Raw genomic sequence first — 17,319 nt, forward strand, 5'->3', positions numbered from 1 at the left:
CATCCGCGAGCCGCTCGGGGAGGCGCGTTAGCAGGGGACCCGTGCTCTACCGCAGACGTTAATAAGGTGCCCTTCCTTGCATCGGTCCCGTCAGCGCCAGCCGACGTCGATGCGGTCGCCCCGGGCGTCGAAGAAGTGCAGGGCGTCCATGCGGACCTTGACGCTGAGCGGGTGCCCGGCGGAGACCGCCGGATACGGCGCCAGCCGGACGGCCAGTTCGGCCGGGCGGCGGTGATGGCGGCCGGGATCGTTCAGGACGCTGGTGTTGGTGCCGCCGTTCGGGCCCTGCTCGCCCTGGTCGACCGCAACCCGACCGGTGAACCGCTGCATCATCTGGCCGAACCGGCGCAGTCCGCGCTGACCGAGGGGGGCGTCGCCGTCGGCCGGGGCACCGACCTCGTCGACCACGATCGCGGAGGCCCCGATGTCGAGGAAGGCCAGGGACTCGTGGCCGTGGTGTTCGAGGTAGCGGATCCGGCCCTGGAGCACGTCTCCGGAGGTGTCCGGCGCGACCGGGGTGAGCGCCTCCGCGCGCATGCCGACCACGATCCGCTCACCGTGGTAGTGCGCTACGGCCCGACTACGGATGTCGTTCCACGGCAGATAGAGCGCCTGCTCGCCGAGGGTGAGGGTGATGTACCGGTCGAGGTGGACGTAGACCGACGCCTCCAGCAGGTTCATCCGGGGGCTGCCCAGGAACGCGGCGACATAGAGGGTGGCCGGGCGGCCGTACACCTGGGTGGGGGTGCCGACATCCTGGAGGACGCCCTTGCGCATGATGGCGACCCGGTCGGCCATGGTCAGCGCCTCGGCCTGGTCGTGGGTCACGTACACGGTGGTGACGCCCAGCTCGCGGGTCAGGCCGGAGATCTCCGCGCGAAGCTCGGCACGGAGCCCACTGTCCAGGTTCGACAGTGGCTCGTCCATCAGGAACAGGCCGGGCCGACGGACGATCGCCCGGCCCATCGCGACCCGCTGCCGCTGCCCGCCGGAGAGCTGGCCGGGGCGTCGGGCCAGCACGTCACCGATGCCGAGGGCGCTGGCCACGTCGGTGACCCGCTCGCCGCGTGGGGCCGGTTCGACGCCGGCCAGCTTGAGCGGGAAGGCGATGTTGTCGTTCACGCTCATGTGCGGATAGAGGGCGAAGTCCTGGAAGACCATCGCGATCCGCCGTTCCCGGGGCGGCAGCTCGTTCGCCAGCTCGCCGTCGAGCATCACCGCGCCCGAGGTCGGTTCCTCCAGCCCGGCGATCATCCGCAGTACGGTGGACTTGCCACAGCCGGACGGCCCCAGCAACACCAGGAACTCGCCGTCGTTGACGTCGAGATTGATGGTGTCGACAGCGACGGTGCCGTCCCGGAAGACCTTTGTCACATCCTTGAGCGCGACGGTTGTCACCGTCTCCTCCCCCAGCTCGTCGGCGAACCCGGAATGACTGTCGCCAGGATCACGTGGCGAGCACATCGGGTAAACGTGCCATGTTCGAATCGTGACAGACCTATTACGGTCCATCGAATGACGGCGATTGCACGGAAAGGGGAACTCAGGCGGCCGTCTCGCCCAGGAAGACCCGTCGGGCCACCCGCTCGGCGGCGTGCCCGTCCTCCAGCGAGCAGAAGCGTTCCCGGAACGCGGCTCGCGCCCGGTCGGCCTCCGGCGTCTTCAGCGCGCCGGAGCGGAACACGTCGAGCAGGTCCGGGAAGGTACGCGCCACCGCACCGGGCGCCTCGGTGGTGACGTCGAAGTAGACCCCCCGGGTCAACCGGTACGCGTCCCAGTCCGGCGCGTAGACGACGATCGGCCGGTCCAGGACGGCGTAGTCGAACATCGCCGACGAGTAGTCGGTGACCAGCACGTCCGCCGCGAGATAGAGGTCCTCGACCCGGGGATGGTCGCTGACGTCGACGATCCGGGCCCGGCTGCTCGGGCCGGGCGTCCGGCGGTCCCGGTCGTGGAAGTAGTGACTGCGCATCAGCAGCAGGCCGGTCGGGCCGAGCGCGTCGAGGAACCGCTCCGGGTCGAACGGTGGCCGGTAGCCGGGCAGGTGCTCGCGGTGCGTCGGGGCGTACAGCACCACCCGCTCACCGAGGCCGGCGCCCAACTCCGCGCGCAGCCGCAGGACCTCCTCGGCGGTCGCGGTCACCAACCGGTCGTTGCGCGGATAACCCACCTCCAGAGAGGTGTACGCGGCCGGATAGGCCCGTTCCCACATCTGGGTGGAGAAGCTGTTCGCGCTGACCGAGAAGTCCCACCGGTCCACCCGACGCAGCAGCCCGGCGAAGTCCATGCCGGTCGCGCCCAGCGGATACCGCTGCTGGTCCAGCCCCATCACCTTGACCGGGGTGCCGTGGTGGGTCTGCACGTGCACCGTGCCCGGCCGCTTGCGGACCGAGTCCGGGAAGTTGACGTTGTTGATCAGCCACCGGGCCCGGGCCAGCACCCGGTGGTACGCGGGCGTACCGGCCACCACGTACTCGACCCCGTCGGGCAGGGTGTGCACCCGGTCCGGCCGGACGATCCACACGCCCCGCACATGCGGCGCCAGCCGCCGCGCCGCCTCGTACACGGCGGCCGGGTTGCAGGCGTACCCGCGATACCAGTACGCCGCGTACACGGCCAGGTTCTCGTCGACCGGCCGACGGCGCTCGACCCGCTGGTACTCGCCCAGCGCGACGTTCCAGGCCAGGCGTATGCCCCGACGGGCCGGCGGGCCCACCCGGTGACGCGCCCGACGGGCGACCCGACGGGCCGTCTCGCCGACACGGCCGGTGGCGCGAAGCGCGCTGAAGGTCCGCCACCGACCGGCCGCGACCAGCCGGTGCTTGAGCCCGTCGATCCCGTCCGGAACCCGATGACCACCGGGCGGGCGGAAACGGGCGTGTTCGATGGTGATCCGGGCGAAGAAGGTCGGCCGCAGCTCTGCCGGAATCCGCTCGTCGGTGCCGAGCACGGTCAGGTAGTGCCACATCATCCGCCCGAACATCGCCGGCCGCAGTTCCTCGGCGCCGAACCGGTCCAGGTCCCGGAACACCCGGTGCCACTGGTGGAACACCTCGAAGTGCCGCTCGCCCTGGGTCTTCGTGATCGCCCCGGCCCGCCGCTGCCGGTAGTTGACGCAGACCACGTCGAGCACGCCGATCCGGTCGGCGGCCAGCAGCGCCGGGTAGCTGAACGACACGTCCTCGTACCAGCCGGGCGCGAAGCGCAGCTTGGCGTCGACGAGGAACCGCCGACGCAGCAGCCGGTTCCAGGCCGTGTGCAGCAGTTCCAGCGTCTCCGGTCGCTCGGCCAGCCGGAACGTCTCCGGCCCCGGCGGCTCCGGGAAGACCTCCGCCATCGCGCTGGCGCTGGCCCGGTCGTCCCAGTACGTGCGGACGTGGTCGACCAGCAGCACGTCGGGGCGGGTCTCGCGGAGCCGGGCGGCCACCTCGACCAGGCAGCCCGGCGCGAGCCAGTCGTCACCGTCGACGAACCAGACGTACTCGCCGACGGCCAGGTCCAGCCCGACGTTGCGCGCCGGACCGAGCCCGACGTTGTGGTCCAACCGGACCGCCCGGACCCGGTCGTCGCGGGCGGCGTACTCGTCGAGGATGTCGCCGACCGCGTCGGGAGAGCAGTCGTCGACTCCGATCACCTCGATGTCGGTGATCGGCTGACCGAGGATCGAGTCCAGGCACTCCCGCAGGTAGCCCTGCACGCGGAAGGCCGGGACGACGAAGCTGATCAGCGTCATCGTCCCGGCCTCCCGTCAGAGCGTCGCGCCTTGTCGCGTACCCGCCGGGGCCCGGGTGGGACGGCTCGGTCGGACGAACCAGGCCAGCACCACACTTGCCACGAAGAGCACCAGAAGGTAGATACCGAGTGTAGCCAGACCAATACTCACGATTCCGGCGATCGCCGTCAGCGCCAGCAGCACCGACCGCCCCTCCCAGCCCAGCGTGGCCGAGTGCAGCGGCGGCGCGGGTTGCCGCTTCTCCAGCCGGGCGACCAGGTCGTAGTGATGCAGGGTGAGCACGAAGAGGTACCCGAAGATCAGCCACGCGGGTGCGCCGCCGATCACCCCGACCGCGACCGCGAACAGGAACTCGGCGGCCCGCAGCGCGGCCGGCACCAGCCAGTCCAGCGGCCCGTTGTGCGCCGCCCCGGTCCCCGCCGCAGCGGCCAGCAGCACCATCAGCACCACCGGCACCGCCGCCCAGCGCAGCCAGGACGCCGGATCGCCGTCGTCCCCCAGCAGCGTCACCAGCACCAACCCCGCCGCAGCCAGCGCCGCGACCACCGCGAGCACCAGCGGCCCCGGCCGACGCAGCACCGGCAGCCGGGTGGCCAGCGGGCCGTCGTCACGGTGCAGGGTCGCGTCGACCGTGTCCAGCACCGGCACCCACATCCAGCGCGCCCGCAGGGTACGCAGCGCACCGGTGTACGCGAACGCCAGCACCCCCCAGGTCAGCACCGCGAACAGGGCGATCCGCTGGTCGAACAGCGCGGCGGCCAGCGCGATCAGCGCCCACCGTTCCCCGATCGGGAAGACCACCGTGCGCTTGAGCCAGTACGACAGCGACCCCGAGTCGGCCTGCACCCGGTTGGACGCGGCGTTCAGCCGGTCACCGATGCCACCGCCCCCGGTGCCCTCCGACTTCGGTCGACGGGCCGCCTCGTCGTGCAGCACGCCGTACCAGGCGTCGGTCATGTGCCGCACCGTCTGGAGGGTCATCGCGGCGATGGCCAACGCCCAGCCGTACCGGAACCCGGCCGCCGTGGCACCCCACCCGAGACCCGCGTAGACCAGGTACTCCTTGGCCCGGTCGGCCATGGTGTCCAGCCAGCCGCCCCAGGCGCTGAAGTTGCGCGTGTAGCGGGCGAGCTGACCGTCCACACAGTCGAGCACGAAGCCGAGATAGAGCAGGACCGCACCGCCGACCAGCGCCGGTCGGCCACCGGCGGCGAACAATGCTGCGGCGGCGACCGCGAAGGCCACCGAGATCATGGTGACCGCCGTCGGGCTCAGCCCCAACCGGGCGCAGAGCTTGGTCACCTGCGGCGACCAGGTGCTGACGAAGTACGTGGTGAAGAAGTCGTCCTTCTCCTTCACCGAGAGCCGCAACTCGGCTCGGTCCTCGTCGACGGCGGCCACCGCTGCCTCGGCGGCGGCCAGCCCGGGCGCGTCGTCGACCCGGTGCGCGACCAGCAGGCGTACCCGGTGGGCGAAGACCAGCGTCCCCTGCCCGGCGAGGCCCGCGAAGACCCGGTCCACCGCCGGGCCCGGGGCCTGCCGGTCGGTGCCGGCCGCGCGGGCGGCGGCGACGAGTGCCGGTACGTCGTCACGACCGACCCGCACCGCGCCCCCGAAGACGCCGGTGGCTCCGCCGTCGAGCCGGTCGACCGGACCGGCGTCGACCACCTGGCCGCGCTCCTCGCGGACCACCGTCCGGCCACCGCCCGGCGGGTCGGTGAGCACCAGCGCCACGGTCGGTCCGACCGGGCTGGTCACCAGATGCCGCAGTACGGCGGTGTGCGCCACCAGGTCCGCGCCGCTGAGCACCACCGGGCCACTCGCCGTGGCGGCCAGGTCCGCCACCTCGTCCAGGGACGCGGCGAACCGCACGTCGGCCACCCCGGCCCGGCGCCACTGCTCGGCCAGCCCCTCCGTCAGGGCGCCGCCCGGCACCGCACCCGTCGGCAGGCTCGCGGCCGACGAACCGGCGGCGAGCACGATCGCGAGGGTCACCGGGGAACCGCGTCGTGGTACGCGGCCAGCGCCTCGGCGATGGTGCCGTCGACGCTCAACCGGCCGCCGTCGAGGAAGAGTCCTCGACGACAGAACCGGGTCAGGTCCTTTTCGTTGTGTGAGACCAGCACCAGAGTGCGCCCCTCCCCGAGCAGACGATCGATGGTCGTGTAGCACTTGTCGCGGAACTCGGCGTCGCCCACCGCCGTCACCTCGTCCATCAACAGGATGGGATGCGGCAGGTGAGAGATGATCGCAAACCCGAGCCGGACCTTCATCCCGGACGAGTAGTGGCGTACCGAGGTGTCGATGGCCCCCTGCACCTGCTCGCCCGCGAAGGAGACGATCTCGTCGAAGTGCCGCTTCAGGTATTTCGACGACAGCCCGTGCAGTCCACCCACCAGGTACAGGTTCTCCCGCCCGGTCAGGTCGTTGGAGAAGCCGGCGGAGAGTTCCAGCAGCGGCGCGACGTCGCCCCGGACCCGGATCCGCCCCTCGTCGGGGATCAGCACCCCGGCGATCAGGCGCAGCAGGGTGCTCTTGCCGGTGCCGTTGCGGCCGATCACTCCGAGCGTCTCGCCGGGCGCGAGCGAGAAGGAGACGTCCCGAAGCGGCCAGAAGCGGCCGTCGGAGGCACCGCGCGTACCCTGGTGGATGAACAGCTCGCGCAGCCGCAACTGCCGGCGGCGGTTGCGGACGAACCGGATGCCGAGGCCCTCCGCCTCGATGATCGCGTCGGCCATCAGAGTTCCTTGAGCACGGCGGGTTCGAGCCGACGGAACGTCCACCAGCCGACCACCAGGACCACCAGGCTGATGCCGACGGTGGTGGCGAGCATCCGGGCGTCCGGGAACTCGTCCGGATACCAGACCGCGTGGTGGAGCTGGAAGATCCCGACCAGCGGGTTGAGCTCGTAGCCCAACTTGAGCCACCCGGGCAGGCCGGAGTCGCGGACCAGGCTCAGTGGATAGATGATCGGCGTGGCATAGAACAGCACCCGGATGACCAGACGCATGAACCGCTCCACGTCACGCATCAGCACGTTCGCCGCCGACAGCAGCAGCGCCAGCCCGACCAGCAGGGTGGCCTGCACCAGCACCGCCAGCGGCAGGGCGAGCAGCGACCAACCCGGGTCGATCCTGCCGTCGGAGGCGTACCAGATCGCGATGGCGCCCAGGATCGGCAGGCCGGCGGCGTACTCGGCGAAACGCCCGGTGACCCGACCGATCGGGAAGACCTGCCGGGGCACGTTCATCGTGGTGATCAACCGGGACTGACCGGTCAGCGCGTTGGTCGCCTCGCTCAACGCCGAGCTGGTCCACATCCAGGCGAAGATCCCGGTGATCAGGAACAGCGGGTACGACCCGGCGGCCTCGCCGAGATGCCGGTTGGTGTCCCGGGAGTACAGGACGCCGAAGACGAACCAATAGATCGCCCCCATGCCCAGCGGCTCGATCAGCGACCAGAGATACCCCAGCACGGACTGCTGGTACTTGACCGCGAGATCACGTCGGACCAGGATGCGCAGCGAATTGCGGTGCGACCACAACGCCCCCACGCCAGAGGTCACCGCCGTCTCCCGCCTGCTGAACGGACGACAGGTTAGCAGCCGGTGAATGTCATCCGCTCAGCACTCGATCACGTTGACCGCGAGGCCGCCGCGCGCCGTCTCCTTGTACTTGACCTTCATGTCGGCGCCGGTCTCACGCATGGTCTTGATGACCTTGTCGAGCGACACGGCGTGTACCCCGTCACCGCGCAACGCGAGCCGGGCGGCGGTGATCGCCTTGATGCTAGCCACCGCGTTGCGTTCGATGCACGGGATCTGCACCAGGCCCCCGACCGGGTCGCAGGTCAACCCGAGGTTGTGCTCCATGCCGATCTCCGCGGCGTTCTCCACCTGGGCGGGCGTACCGCCCAGCGCCTCGGCCAACCCGGCGGCGGCCATCGAGCACGCCGAACCGACCTCGCCCTGGCAACCCACCTCGGCCCCGGAGATCGACGCGTTCTCCTTGAACAGCACCCCGATCGCACCGGCCGCCAGCAGGAACCGCAGCACCCCCTCGTCGGAGGCCCCCGGCACGAAGCGCGTGTAGTAGTGCAACACCGCCGGGATGATTCCCGCCGCACCGTTGGTCGGCGCGGTCACCACCCGGCCGCCGGCCGCGTTCTCCTCGTTGACCGCCAGGGCGAACAGCGTCACCCAGTCCATCACGTGCAGCGGATCCCCGTCCGGCACCACCGTGTCGGTCTCCAGGCTGCGGCGCAGCTCGGCCGCGCGGCGGCGCACCTTCAACCCGCCCGGCAACGTGCCGTCCCGGGAACAGCCGCGCTCCACGCACTCGCGCATCACTCGCCAGATGTCCAGCAGACCGGCCCGTACGTCCGACTCGGCCCGCCAGGACACCTCGTTGGCGAGCATCACCTCGCTGATCGACAGGCCGGTCGAGGTGGTCACGTCGAGCAGTTGCGCGCCGGTCAGGAAGGGATACCGCACCGTCGTGGCGTCCGGCTTGATCCGGTCCGCACCGGCCGCCGCCTCGTCGACCACGAACCCGCCGCCGACCGAGTAGTAGGTCCGCGCCCTGACCTCGGCACCGCTCGCGTCGAAAGCCGCGAAGATCATCCCGTTCGGGTGGTACGGCAACGACCGCCGCCGGTGCAACGTCAGATCCCGGTCCGGCTCGAACTCGATCTCGTGCGTGTCGAGCAGCGCCAGCCGGCCCTGCTCCCGGATCCGGGCCACCCGCGCGTCGACGCTGTCGGTGTCCACCGTCTCCGGTGCCGCACCGCCCAGCCCGAGCAGCACCGCCCGATCACTGCCGTGCCCGTGCCCGGTCGCACCGAGCGACCCGAACAGTTCCGCCCGTACCCGGACCACGTCCGCGAGCAGCCCGTCGGCCTTGAGCCCCGCGACGAACGTACGCGCCGCCCGCATCGGTCCCACCGTGTGCGAGCTGGACGGCCCGATGCCCACGCTGAAAAGGTCGAACACACTGATCATGACTGCACTTCCTCGCCCTGCCCCGGGATCACCGGTCAGCAGCCCGCCGAAAGAGGTGGCCGCCCCCCATCCGGACGCGGCCCGTCATACGCCCTGGTGAGAGCGCCCAACCCGCCGACCCTACCCCGCCCCCGCCCCACCCACACCCCACCCACACCCCACCCGCCCCCGCCCCTGCCCTGCCCGCGCGATCTTGGACTTGTGGTCGAGGTTTCGGCCTAATATGCACCTCTTGCGCCTGCCACGACTCCATGATCGCCGGGTCCTCGCCACGGCGGCGGCTCCCACCCCGGCTCCTCGATCGACGCGCGGGTCGGGGTTGCTCGGGGATGGGTGGCTCGGTGGGGACGCGGGTAAGTACCTACGGGTGCGCGCGCTGAGGTTCGTTCTCGCGGGCGAGGGCGCGGGGGCCACCCGCTCCTAGCGTTGAGGCATGGAGCGGCGGATCGCCGCAGAGGGGAAGTACCACCATGAGTCGCAAACTGGTCCGGCCCCGGCAGGGGCGCATGTTCGCCGGAGTCTGCGCCGGTCTGGCCCAGCGCTTCGGCACCTCCGCCGGGCTCATCCGGCTGTTGTTCCTGCTGTCGCTGCTGCTGCCCGGCACTCAGGTCGTCATCTACCTGGCACTCTGGATCATCATGCCCAACGAGGACCGCTACCTCGTCGCAGGCCACTGACCGGTCCGTCCTCCGCACGCGAGGCCACCCCGGTCACCGGAGGTGCCGTCGCGCAGGCTGCCAACCCGGCCAACGACACCCCACCAAGGCCACCCGGGCCGCCGGCTCACGTCGGCGGTCCTCGGCTTTCCGCACCACCGAACTCAGGCCCAGGCCACGCAACTTCAGTGATACTGCTGCCTCAGGCCCCTCTGGAGACAGCAACAAACATGAAGTTGCTGCCTCGACCCCCGACGACCGACCGCCCCGCCGGCAGGTCGAGCGACAGCCGGCGGGGCGGGGCAGTGCGGGGGCGGGAGTGCAGGGGCAGTGCGGCGGGTCAGGGAGCGGTGTAGGTGATGGTGACCTGCTCGAAGCCGAGCGAACCGAGCAATCCGGTCAGCATCTTGCGGGTGTTCTCCTCGGCACGGGCGTTCAGGCCGCTGTCCCGGGCGGCGGCGGTGATCCGGTCCTCGGCGAGCTGGTAGACCTGCTGCTGCCGGTTCGGGTCGCCGCCGATCAGGTCGCCGACGCGGTTGAGCAGCCCGCGCTCCTCCGCGAAGACGTAGCTCTTGTCGAGGTCGAGATTGGTCTCGGCGAGCTGCGGTGCGGGCAGTTTGACCTCGACGGACTTGCCGTCGGCGGACTGCACGATCGCGCCTTCGCTGAGGGCGCCGAAGTCCACGTACGCCTCGACGCTGCCCGACCCGACGAACAGGGTGCGCTGGTTGAGCAGCCAGTCCGGCACGTTGCGCCGGTCGTTCTCCAGGTCGACCACGACCTGGAAGTTGCCCTCGGCGGCCACGTAGCGGCTGAGGTCCTGCATCGACTCCAGCAGCGCGGGCTGGGTGCGGTCGGTCTGCTCCTTGCTGAACGGGTTGCGGAACTCCGGCAGGATGCCGGTGGTCTGGACGCCGAGCAGCACCACCACCGCCATCGCCGCGGCGCCGAGCACCCAGAGCAGGGCCCTCGCGGCACCGCCACCGCCGCCCGGTGGCACGGGCGGGGCATCCGGCCGGTCCGTGCTGTCGTCACCGGGCTGGTGGTCGGCAAACGTGCTGGTGGGCTCGTTGATGTCGCTGTCGCGTGCCATCGCCCTCACCGTCCTTGTCAGACGCGTTGTCTGTTGATGACGGTAAGCCCCCGGTACGACAGCCGCTCGTCGAGTCGCCCGAACGTGTGTTTCCGCAGGTCAGAGGCGTGAAAGATCAGGTGAACGCGGAGACGCCGGTGAGCCGCTGCCCGATCACCAGCTGATGGATCTCGGAGGTGCCCTCGTACGTCAGGACGCTCTCCAGGTTGTTGGCGTGCCGCATCACCGGGTAGTCGCCGGAGACGCCGTTGGCACCGAGGATGGTCCGACACTCACGGGCGATGGCCAGCGCCTCGCGGACGTTGTTGAGTTTGCCCACGCTGACCTGCTCGGGGCGCAACCGGCCGGCGTCGGCGAGCCGCCCGAGGTGCAGCGCCAGCAGGTAGCCCTTGTGCCACTCGACCGCCATGTCGGCGAGCTTGGCCTGGGTGAGCTGGAAGCCGGCCAGCGGGCGACCGAACTGGGTGCGGGTGGTCGCGTACGTCAGGGCGGTCTCCAGGCAGTCCCGGGCCGCGCCGAGCGCGCCCCAGACGATGCCGTGCCGGGCCTCGGTCAGGCAGCCCAGCGGGGCCTTCAACCCGATCGCCTCGGGCAGCCGGGCGTCCGCCGGCAGCCGGACGTCGTCGAGCGCGATCTCCCCGGTCACCGAGGCGCGCAGGGACATCTTCCGGCCGATCTCGCGCGCCGTCACCCCCGGCGTGTCCATGGGTACGGCGAAACCGCGCACCCCCTCGTCGGTGCGCGCCCAGATCACCGCGACGTCGGCGATCGGGGCGTTGGTGATCCACATCTTGGTACCGTGCAGGATCCAGTCGTCACCGTCGCGGCGGGCCCGGGTGGTCATCGATCCCGGGTCGGAGCCGTGGTCCGGCTCGGTCAGCCCGAAACAGCCGATCGCCTCGCCGGTCGCCATCGCCGGCAGCCAGCGCTGCTTCTGCTCCTCGCTGCCGTAGCGCCAGATGGCGTACATGGCCAGCGAACCCTGCACCGAGACCAGGGAGCGGACGCCGGAGTCGCCGGCCTCCAACTCCAGGCAGGCCAGCCCGTACGCGACGGCCGTCGAGCCGGCACAGCCGTACCCGGTCAGGTGCATGCCGAGCAGACCGAGCGCGCCGAACTCGCGGGCCAGTTCGCGGGCCGGCACCTCACCGGCCTCGTACCAGCCGGCGACGTGTGGACGTACCCGCTCGTCCACCACGCGGCGCACGACGGCGCGGATCTGCCGCTCCTCCTCGGTCAGCGACGAGTCCAGGTCGAGCAGGTCCACGCCCACCACCCTAACGACGGTTCAGCACGAGGTGTCGGGTCACTCGATCGCTTCGGCGAGCACGAACACCCGGGCGTGGATCTGGTTTCGCTGTTGCAGGGCGGCGCGCAACGCGCGGTGCAGGCCGTCCTCCAGGTAGAGGCCGCCGTTCCACTGCACCACGTGCGGGAACAGGTCACCGTAGAAGGTGGAGTCCTCGGCGAGCAGCTTGTCCAGCGCCAGCTCCCGCTTGGTGGTGATGAGCTGATCCAGCCGCAGCGGCCGGGGCGGGATCTCCGCCCACTGCTTGAGGGTCAGATTGTGTTGCGGGTATGGACACCCGTCCCGGACCGCTCTGAAGATCACGACGGCACGCTCCTCCCCCTGGTCGGGCCGAACCACGACGCCGAGCCGGGCCGGGTCGCGGCGGGGCGCCGCGTAACGCGGCGCCCGTGACCGTGCCAGCGTAGCCGCAGCACGCACCCCACGTTCTGCTCCTTGTTGCCAGTTTCGCTACCGGTCGTCCGGTTCTGCACCGGACGAACCTCCGGTTTCGGTCAGCTCCACCGGCCTCGGCGGACGACCTCGCCGACCGGACGGCGCCCCCGACGCAGTGACGGTGACCGGTGGTCGGGGGCACGGTAACCGATCGTGAGCGCGCCGATCGGGTGGTACGCCTCAGGCACGCCGAACGCCTCCCGGTAGGACGACAACCGCTGCGGCGGAATGCCGAAGAAGCACGAACCGAGCCCCTCGTCCACGGCGGTCAGCATCATCAACAACGCGGCGAACCCGGTGTCGACGTACCAGTACGGCACCGGCCAGCGGTCCGTCGACCGGTCCGCCCAGCCCTTGTCCGGCTCGGCGTACCGTTCGAGGTAGACGGAGCGGTTCGCGTGCGGCACGACGATCAGCGGAGCCCGCCGCATCCCGGTCAGCCAGCGTCCCGTACCGGCGTCCTCCGGGGTGCTGGCCGCCCAGAACCGCTCCCGGTCCGCCGGCTCCTCCAGCACCAGGAAGCCCCAGCCCTGGGAGAAGCCGGCCGACGGCGCGCGGACCGCGTGGTCCAGCAGCCGCTCCACGACCTCCGGCGGAACCGGACGATCCGGGTCGTAGTTGCGCACCATGCGGCGTCCCCGGACGACCTCTGCGAACTCCACGTCGTTCCTCCTCGCCGGCTCAGTTGCCCGGCCGGATACCCCAGTCGCCGCGCCAGGTGTCGCCCGGCGCCAGCGTGATCAGATCCCGACCGGAACGGAAGGCGTCCGGCGGGCAGGTCATCGGCTCCACCGCCACCGACCGGCGGAAACGCTCCCCGGTCAGCGTGTCACCGGTGTACACCTGCCACCAACCGAACTGGGCGTCGGCCCAGATCTGGAGGCCGTGCGACCGGTCCGGTGCGCTCAGCGTCACCGCGGAGCCGCCGTCGGCGTCCCGGATCACCTGTCCGAAGGCCAGGTCCAGCACCGCGTCGCCGATCCGGCGCGGCTCGGTGTAGTCGTACTCGGTGCCGGCGACCTTGGCCACGCCCACCGGCAGCAGCCGCCCGTCCAGCAGCAGCCGGGTCTCCCCCGGTACCCGCATCACCACGTCGTCCACCGCCACCCCGGGTAGTCGCAGGTACGGGTGCACGGAGAAGCCGAACGGCACCGACTCCACGCCGATGTTGGTCACCTCGTGCGCGGCCCGCAGCCCGTCCGCCCCCACGCTCCACCGGGTACGCAGCCGCAGCGGCCAGGGGTAGCCCGGCTGCGCCGGCATGTCGAGCCCGACGACGACCTCGTCCGGCTGCTGCTCGATCAGCTCCCAGCGGGCCCAGTTGACCAGGCCGTGGATGGCGTTGTGCCGCTCCGGCTCGGTCAGGTGGAGCTGGTACGACTGCCCGTCGAAGGGGTACACGCCGTCACGGATCCGGTTCGGCCAGGGAGCCAACACCTGTCCGGCCGAGCCGGGGCACAACTCGTCGGCGGCGTACCCGTCGAGGTGCTCCACCCCGTCCTGCCGGTAGGTGCGGACCCCGCCGCCCACCTCGACGATGACCGCCTCGTGACCTGCGGCGGAAATGGTCCACTGTGCCCCGGACAGGGGACGCGGCTCGCTGCTGCTCATGTCGCCAGACCCTAGCCCCCGGAACCGCTCTGCGCTCGCCGTGCCGGGTGGTCCTCGGAAGCGCCCTCGGTGTTCGACGTCACCGGCGGCCGGTAACGCCTCAACGCCGGGAACGCCACCGCGAGGACGACCGCCAGGCCCGCCGCCACGAGACCGCCACCGACCCAGGCCACGCCGCTGCCGAAGCCGGTCGCCATGGCACCCGCCCGCAGGTCGCCCAGGCGCGGCCCACCGGCCACCACCACGGTGTTGACGCCCTGGAGCCGACCGCGCATCCGGTCCGGCGCATAGATCAGCAGGATCGACTGCCGCACCACCGAGCTGATCAGGTCGGCCGCTCCGGCCAGCACCAGCAGGGCGATGACCAGCCAGAGTTGCCGGGCCAACCCGGCCAGCGCCACCGCCAGGCCCCAGCCCACCACGGCGAGCACCAGCACCAGCCCCTGCCGGCGTACCCGGCCGATCCAGCCGGAGACCAGCCCGGCGAGCAGCGAGCCGATCGCGATCGAGCTGTACAGCCACCCCACCGCCGCGCCCCCGCCGAAGCGCTCGGCGGCGACCTCGGGGAACAGCGCCCGGGGGAAGGCGAACACCATCGCGATCAGGTCGATGCCGAAGGAGAGCATCAGCACCCGGCTGGCGAGCAGGTAGCGGAACCCGTCGACGACGCTGCGCAGCCCGACCTGTCGGGGCGTACCGTCCGGGTCCGGCTCGGGCGGCATCGCGGGCAGCCGCAGCGCCGCCCAGACCAGGGCGACGAGCAACACCGCGTCCACCGCGTACGCGATCGGCAGCGCCACGTCGAGGTGCCAGGTGGCCAGGATCAGACCGGCAGCCAGCGGCCCGAGGACCGAGGTGGCCATCGCGGTGGTGAAGTTCAGCGTGGTCGCGGCGGGCACCAGCTCGGCCGGGACCAGCCGGGCCACCAGCGCGCTGCGCGCCGGCCCGCTGATCGCGTACGCGACCGAACTGAGCGCCACCAGCCCGAGCAGCAGCACCGGGCTGCCCACCCCCAGCAACGCCTGCGCCAGCAGCCCGGCCACCGAGACCCAGAGCAGCACCGAACCGGCGGTCAGCACCAGCCGACGGTCGATGGCGTCGGCCACCGCCCCGCCCCAGAGCCCGAACACCAGCAGCGGTACGAAGGCGGCGATGCCCAGCAGCCCGACCCAGAGCGAGTCCTGGGTGAGGGCGTACATCTCCACCGGCACGGCGACCGCGGTGAACTGGAAGCCGAACATGGCGATGCCGTTGCCGAGCCAGAGCCGCCGGTACGCGACCACCCGCAGCGGGCGCAGGTCGATGGCCCAGCGCCGCCGTTCGCGGGGCCGGTCCGTGTCTGTCGAGGTCACGGCGCCAGCCGCTCCACGACCCAGTCGTCGGCGTCGCGGCGGAACCGCAGCCGGTCGTGCAACCGGCTGGCCCGACCCTGCCAGAACTCCACCGAATCGGGCCGGACCCGCAGCCCGCCCCAGTACGGCGGGGCGGGGATCGGATCCACGTCGGCGAACCGGTCCGCCACCACCCGGTACGCCTCGTCCAGCGCCGCCCGGTCCGGCAGGACCGACGACTGGGCACTGGCCCAGGCGCCCAGTCGGGAGCCGCGCGGCCGGCTGGCGAAGTACGCCTCGGTCTCCGCCCGGTCGATCCGTTCCACCCGGCCGGCGACGATCACCTGCCGCTGCATCGGGAACCACGGGAACACCAGGCTGGCGTACGGGTTCACCTCCGCCTCGACACCCTTGCGCGAGAGGTAGTTGGTGAAGAAGACGAAGCCCGTCGGGTCGTAGCCCTTGAGCAGCACGGTCCGCGCGCTCGGTCGGCCCTCGGCGTCGGCGGTGCCGACCACCATGGCGTTGGGCTCGGGCAGCCCGGCGGCGACCGCGTCGGCGAACCACCTGTCGAACTGCGTGTGCCACTGCGCCGCCAGGTCGGCCTCGATCAGGCCGGCGTCTGCGGCGTACTCGTGACGCATCCCCGCGGGTGGCGGTGTGTTGCCCGTCACGTTTCCTCCCTCTGGATCGGGCCGCTCGCCCCCGCGACCAGCCCGTCGGGGCCAGTCTTACCGAGTGCCCCACGGCGCCTGCGGCCGGGGATGTCGTCAGCAGCACATCCGCAGCGGGTCGCATACCCGATCACCAGCAGGCAAGATGTCACGAACACACATCCGGAGCAGGGTCGCCTGAAGGCGCTCACCCGGCCGGGGCCGGGGCACCGAGCCGGGCGGGCGCACCGACCACACACCAGGAGTAGTGAGATGGCCGACTTCAAACCCGGACTTGAGGGCGTCGTAGCGTTCGAGACCAAGATCGCCGAACCGGACCGCGAGGGTGGCGCGCTGCGCTACCGCGGCGTCGACATCGAGGATCTGATCGGCCAGGTCTCCTTCGGCAACGTCTGGGCGCTGCTGGTCGACGGCCGGTTCGGCCCGGGCCTGCCGCCGGCCGAGCCGTTCCCGGTGCCGGTGCACTCCGGCGACATCCGGGTCGACGTGCAGTCTGCGGTGGCGATGCTCGCCCCGTACTGGGGCCTGCAGCAGATGCTGGACATCTCGGACGAGCAGGCACGCGAGGACCTCGCCCGGGTGTCGGTGACCGCGCTCTCCTTCGTCGCCCAGTCCGCCCGCGGCCTCGGGCTGCCGGCGGTGCCACAGAAGGAGATCGACAAGGCGGAGACGATCGTCGAGCGCTTCATGAAGCGGTGGCGCGGCGAGCCCGACCCCCGACACGTCAAGGCCGTCGACGCGTACTTCATCTCGGCCGCCGAGCACGGCCTGAACGCCTCCACCTTCACCGCCCGGATCGTCGCCTCCACCGGCGCCGACGCCGCCGCCTGCATCTCCTCGGGCATCGGCGCACTCTCCGGCCCGCTGCACGGCGGTGCCCCGTCGCGGGTGCTCAGCATGCTGGAGGCGGTCGAGCGCAGCGGCGACGCGGAGAGCTACGTCAAGGGCGTGCTCGACCGGGGTGAGCGGCTGATGGGCTTCGGCCACCGCGTCTATCGGGCCGAGGACCCACGCGCCCGGGTGCTGCGTCGCACCGCCAAGGAGTTGGGCGCGCCGCGCTTCGAGGTCGCCGAGGCGCTGGAGCGGGCCGCGCTGGCCGAGTTGCAGGCCCGCCGCCCGGACCGGGTGCTCGCCACCAACGTCGAGTTCTGGTCCGCCGTGGTGCTCGACTTCGCCGAGGTGCCGGCGCACATGTTCACCTCGATGTTCACCTGCGCCCGGATGGGCGGGTGGAGCGCGCACATCCTGGAGCAGAAGCGGCTCCAGCGGCTGGTCCGCCCCTCCGCCCGGTACGTGGGCCACGGCCCGCGCAAGCCCAACGAGGTGGAGGGCTGGGACGCCGTCCCGCACGACGTCTGAGGCGTCGGCGTCGCCCGGCGTCTGAGGTGTAAGGAAGGGACCCTTTCTACCGTCTCCGGTAGTACAGGGGTCCCTTCCTAACATCCAGGCCCGGCGCCCAGCGCAGCGAGCGCTGCACG

15 protein-coding genes are annotated in these 17,319 nt (G+C 71.4%); 2 read left to right on the forward strand and 13 right to left on the reverse strand.

Going from position 1 to position 17,319, the window contains the following annotated elements:
* Positions 1–90 precede the first annotated feature (90 nt).
* The 6 genes from ACZ31C_RS01830 to ACZ31C_RS01855 form a co-directional block, all read right to left on the reverse strand.
* Positions 91–1,398 carry an ABC transporter ATP-binding protein gene (locus ACZ31C_RS01830; protein ID WP_465793789.1) on the reverse strand — a complete coding sequence of 436 codons (1,308 nt, stop codon included), beginning with the start codon at positions 1,396–1,398 and terminating at the stop codon, positions 91–93.
* A 145-nt stretch (positions 1,399–1,543) separates the two neighbouring features.
* Complete coding sequence (locus ACZ31C_RS01835) at positions 1,544–3,733, reverse strand: bifunctional glycosyltransferase/CDP-glycerol:glycerophosphate glycerophosphotransferase (protein ID WP_465793790.1); 2,190 nt, start codon at positions 3,731–3,733, stop codon at positions 1,544–1,546.
* A gap of 15 nt (positions 3,734–3,748) precedes the next feature.
* The gene (locus ACZ31C_RS01840) at positions 3,749–5,728 is read right to left on the reverse strand and encodes a DUF5941 domain-containing protein (protein WP_465793791.1); all 1,980 of its coding nucleotides are present in this window, start codon (positions 5,726–5,728) and stop codon (positions 3,749–3,751) included.
* Complete coding sequence (locus tag ACZ31C_RS01845) at positions 5,725–6,471, reverse strand: ABC transporter ATP-binding protein (RefSeq protein ID WP_465793792.1); 747 nt, start codon at positions 6,469–6,471, stop codon at positions 5,725–5,727. The genes ACZ31C_RS01840 and ACZ31C_RS01845 overlap by 4 nt, the downstream gene beginning before the upstream one ends.
* Positions 6,471–7,298 carry an ABC transporter permease gene (locus tag ACZ31C_RS01850; protein ID WP_465793793.1) on the reverse strand — a complete coding sequence of 276 codons (828 nt, stop codon included), beginning with the start codon at positions 7,296–7,298 and terminating at the stop codon, positions 6,471–6,473. The genes ACZ31C_RS01845 and ACZ31C_RS01850 overlap by 1 nt, the downstream gene beginning before the upstream one ends.
* Before the next feature lie 57 nt (positions 7,299–7,355).
* Entirely contained in the window at positions 7,356–8,732 is a 1,377-nt protein-coding gene (locus ACZ31C_RS01855) for an L-serine ammonia-lyase (protein WP_465793794.1), read from the reverse strand.
* Between the two features lie 470 nt (positions 8,733–9,202).
* Here ACZ31C_RS01855 and ACZ31C_RS01860 point away from each other — a divergent pair, with 470 nt between their 5' ends.
* A complete protein-coding gene (locus tag ACZ31C_RS01860; RefSeq protein ID WP_117230305.1) occupies positions 9,203–9,409 on the forward strand; it encodes a PspC domain-containing protein in 207 nt (68 codons plus the stop codon).
* A gap of 319 nt (positions 9,410–9,728) precedes the next feature.
* Here the strand turns inward: ACZ31C_RS01860 and ACZ31C_RS01865 are convergent, their stop codons facing one another.
* The 7 genes from ACZ31C_RS01865 to pdxH all read right to left on the reverse strand — a co-directional run bounded on the left by ACZ31C_RS01865 (position 9,729) and on the right by pdxH (position 15,811).
* Positions 9,729–10,481 (reverse strand): DUF4230 domain-containing protein, encoded by a 753-nt coding sequence (locus tag ACZ31C_RS01865; protein ID WP_465793795.1) that lies wholly within the window; start codon positions 10,479–10,481, stop codon positions 9,729–9,731.
* A 115-nt stretch (positions 10,482–10,596) separates the two neighbouring features.
* A complete protein-coding gene (locus ACZ31C_RS01870) occupies positions 10,597–11,757 on the reverse strand; it encodes an acyl-CoA dehydrogenase family protein (protein WP_465793796.1) in 1,161 nt (386 codons plus the stop codon).
* A 30-nt stretch (positions 11,758–11,787) separates the two neighbouring features.
* Positions 11,788–12,093: a type II toxin-antitoxin system VapB family antitoxin gene (locus ACZ31C_RS01875; protein WP_131055140.1), complete on the reverse strand. Its 306-nt coding sequence runs from the start codon at positions 12,091–12,093 to the stop codon at positions 11,788–11,790.
* Between the two features lie 191 nt (positions 12,094–12,284).
* On the reverse strand, positions 12,285–12,887 hold the full coding sequence (locus tag ACZ31C_RS01880; protein WP_465793797.1) for a nitroreductase family protein: 603 nt from the start codon (positions 12,885–12,887) through the stop codon (positions 12,285–12,287).
* A 19-nt stretch (positions 12,888–12,906) separates the two neighbouring features.
* A complete protein-coding gene (locus ACZ31C_RS01885; RefSeq protein WP_465793798.1) occupies positions 12,907–13,836 on the reverse strand; it encodes an aldose 1-epimerase family protein in 930 nt (309 codons plus the stop codon).
* An 11-nt stretch (positions 13,837–13,847) separates the two neighbouring features.
* Positions 13,848–15,188 carry an MFS transporter gene (locus ACZ31C_RS01890; RefSeq protein WP_465793799.1) on the reverse strand — a complete coding sequence of 447 codons (1,341 nt, stop codon included), beginning with the start codon at positions 15,186–15,188 and terminating at the stop codon, positions 13,848–13,850.
* Complete coding sequence (pdxH, locus tag ACZ31C_RS01895; RefSeq protein ID WP_465794339.1) at positions 15,185–15,811, reverse strand: pyridoxamine 5'-phosphate oxidase; 627 nt, start codon at positions 15,809–15,811, stop codon at positions 15,185–15,187. Before pdxH ends, ACZ31C_RS01890 begins: the two co-directional genes overlap by 4 nt.
* A 282-nt stretch (positions 15,812–16,093) precedes the next feature.
* Between pdxH and ACZ31C_RS01900 the strand changes: the two genes are divergently transcribed.
* Positions 16,094–17,200, forward strand: a complete 1,107-nt coding sequence (locus ACZ31C_RS01900) for a citrate synthase 2 (RefSeq protein ID WP_396692183.1) — start codon at positions 16,094–16,096, stop codon at positions 17,198–17,200.
* Positions 17,201–17,319 lie beyond the last annotated feature (119 nt).

It is taken from the genome of Micromonospora sp. NPDC023869 (assembly GCF_055559695.1).

What these genes read in the sequence shown, in the direction of transcription:
- ACZ31C_RS01835 (WP_465793790.1), bottom strand. Translation starts at nt 3,733, where the DNA reads ATGACGCTGATCAGCTTCGTCGTCCCGGCCTTCCGCGTGCAGGGCTAC.
- ACZ31C_RS01845 (WP_465793792.1), bottom strand. Translation starts at nt 6,471, where the DNA reads ATGGCCGACGCGATCATCGAGGCGGAGGGCCTCGGCATCCGGTTCGTC.
- ACZ31C_RS01855 (WP_465793794.1), bottom strand. Translation starts at nt 8,732, where the DNA reads ATGATCAGTGTGTTCGACCTTTTCAGCGTGGGCATCGGGCCGTCCAGC.
- ACZ31C_RS01860 (WP_117230305.1), top strand. Translation starts at nt 9,203, where the DNA reads ATGAGTCGCAAACTGGTCCGGCCCCGGCAGGGGCGCATGTTCGCCGGA.
- ACZ31C_RS01865 (WP_465793795.1), bottom strand. Translation starts at nt 10,481, where the DNA reads ATGGCACGCGACAGCGACATCAACGAGCCCACCAGCACGTTTGCCGAC.
- ACZ31C_RS01885 (WP_465793798.1), bottom strand. Translation starts at nt 13,836, where the DNA reads ATGAGCAGCAGCGAGCCGCGTCCCCTGTCCGGGGCACAGTGGACCATT.
- pdxH (WP_465794339.1), bottom strand. Translation starts at nt 15,811, where the DNA reads ATGCGTCACGAGTACGCCGCAGACGCCGGCCTGATCGAGGCCGACCTG.
- ACZ31C_RS01900 (WP_396692183.1), top strand. Translation starts at nt 16,094, where the DNA reads ATGGCCGACTTCAAACCCGGACTTGAGGGCGTCGTAGCGTTCGAGACC.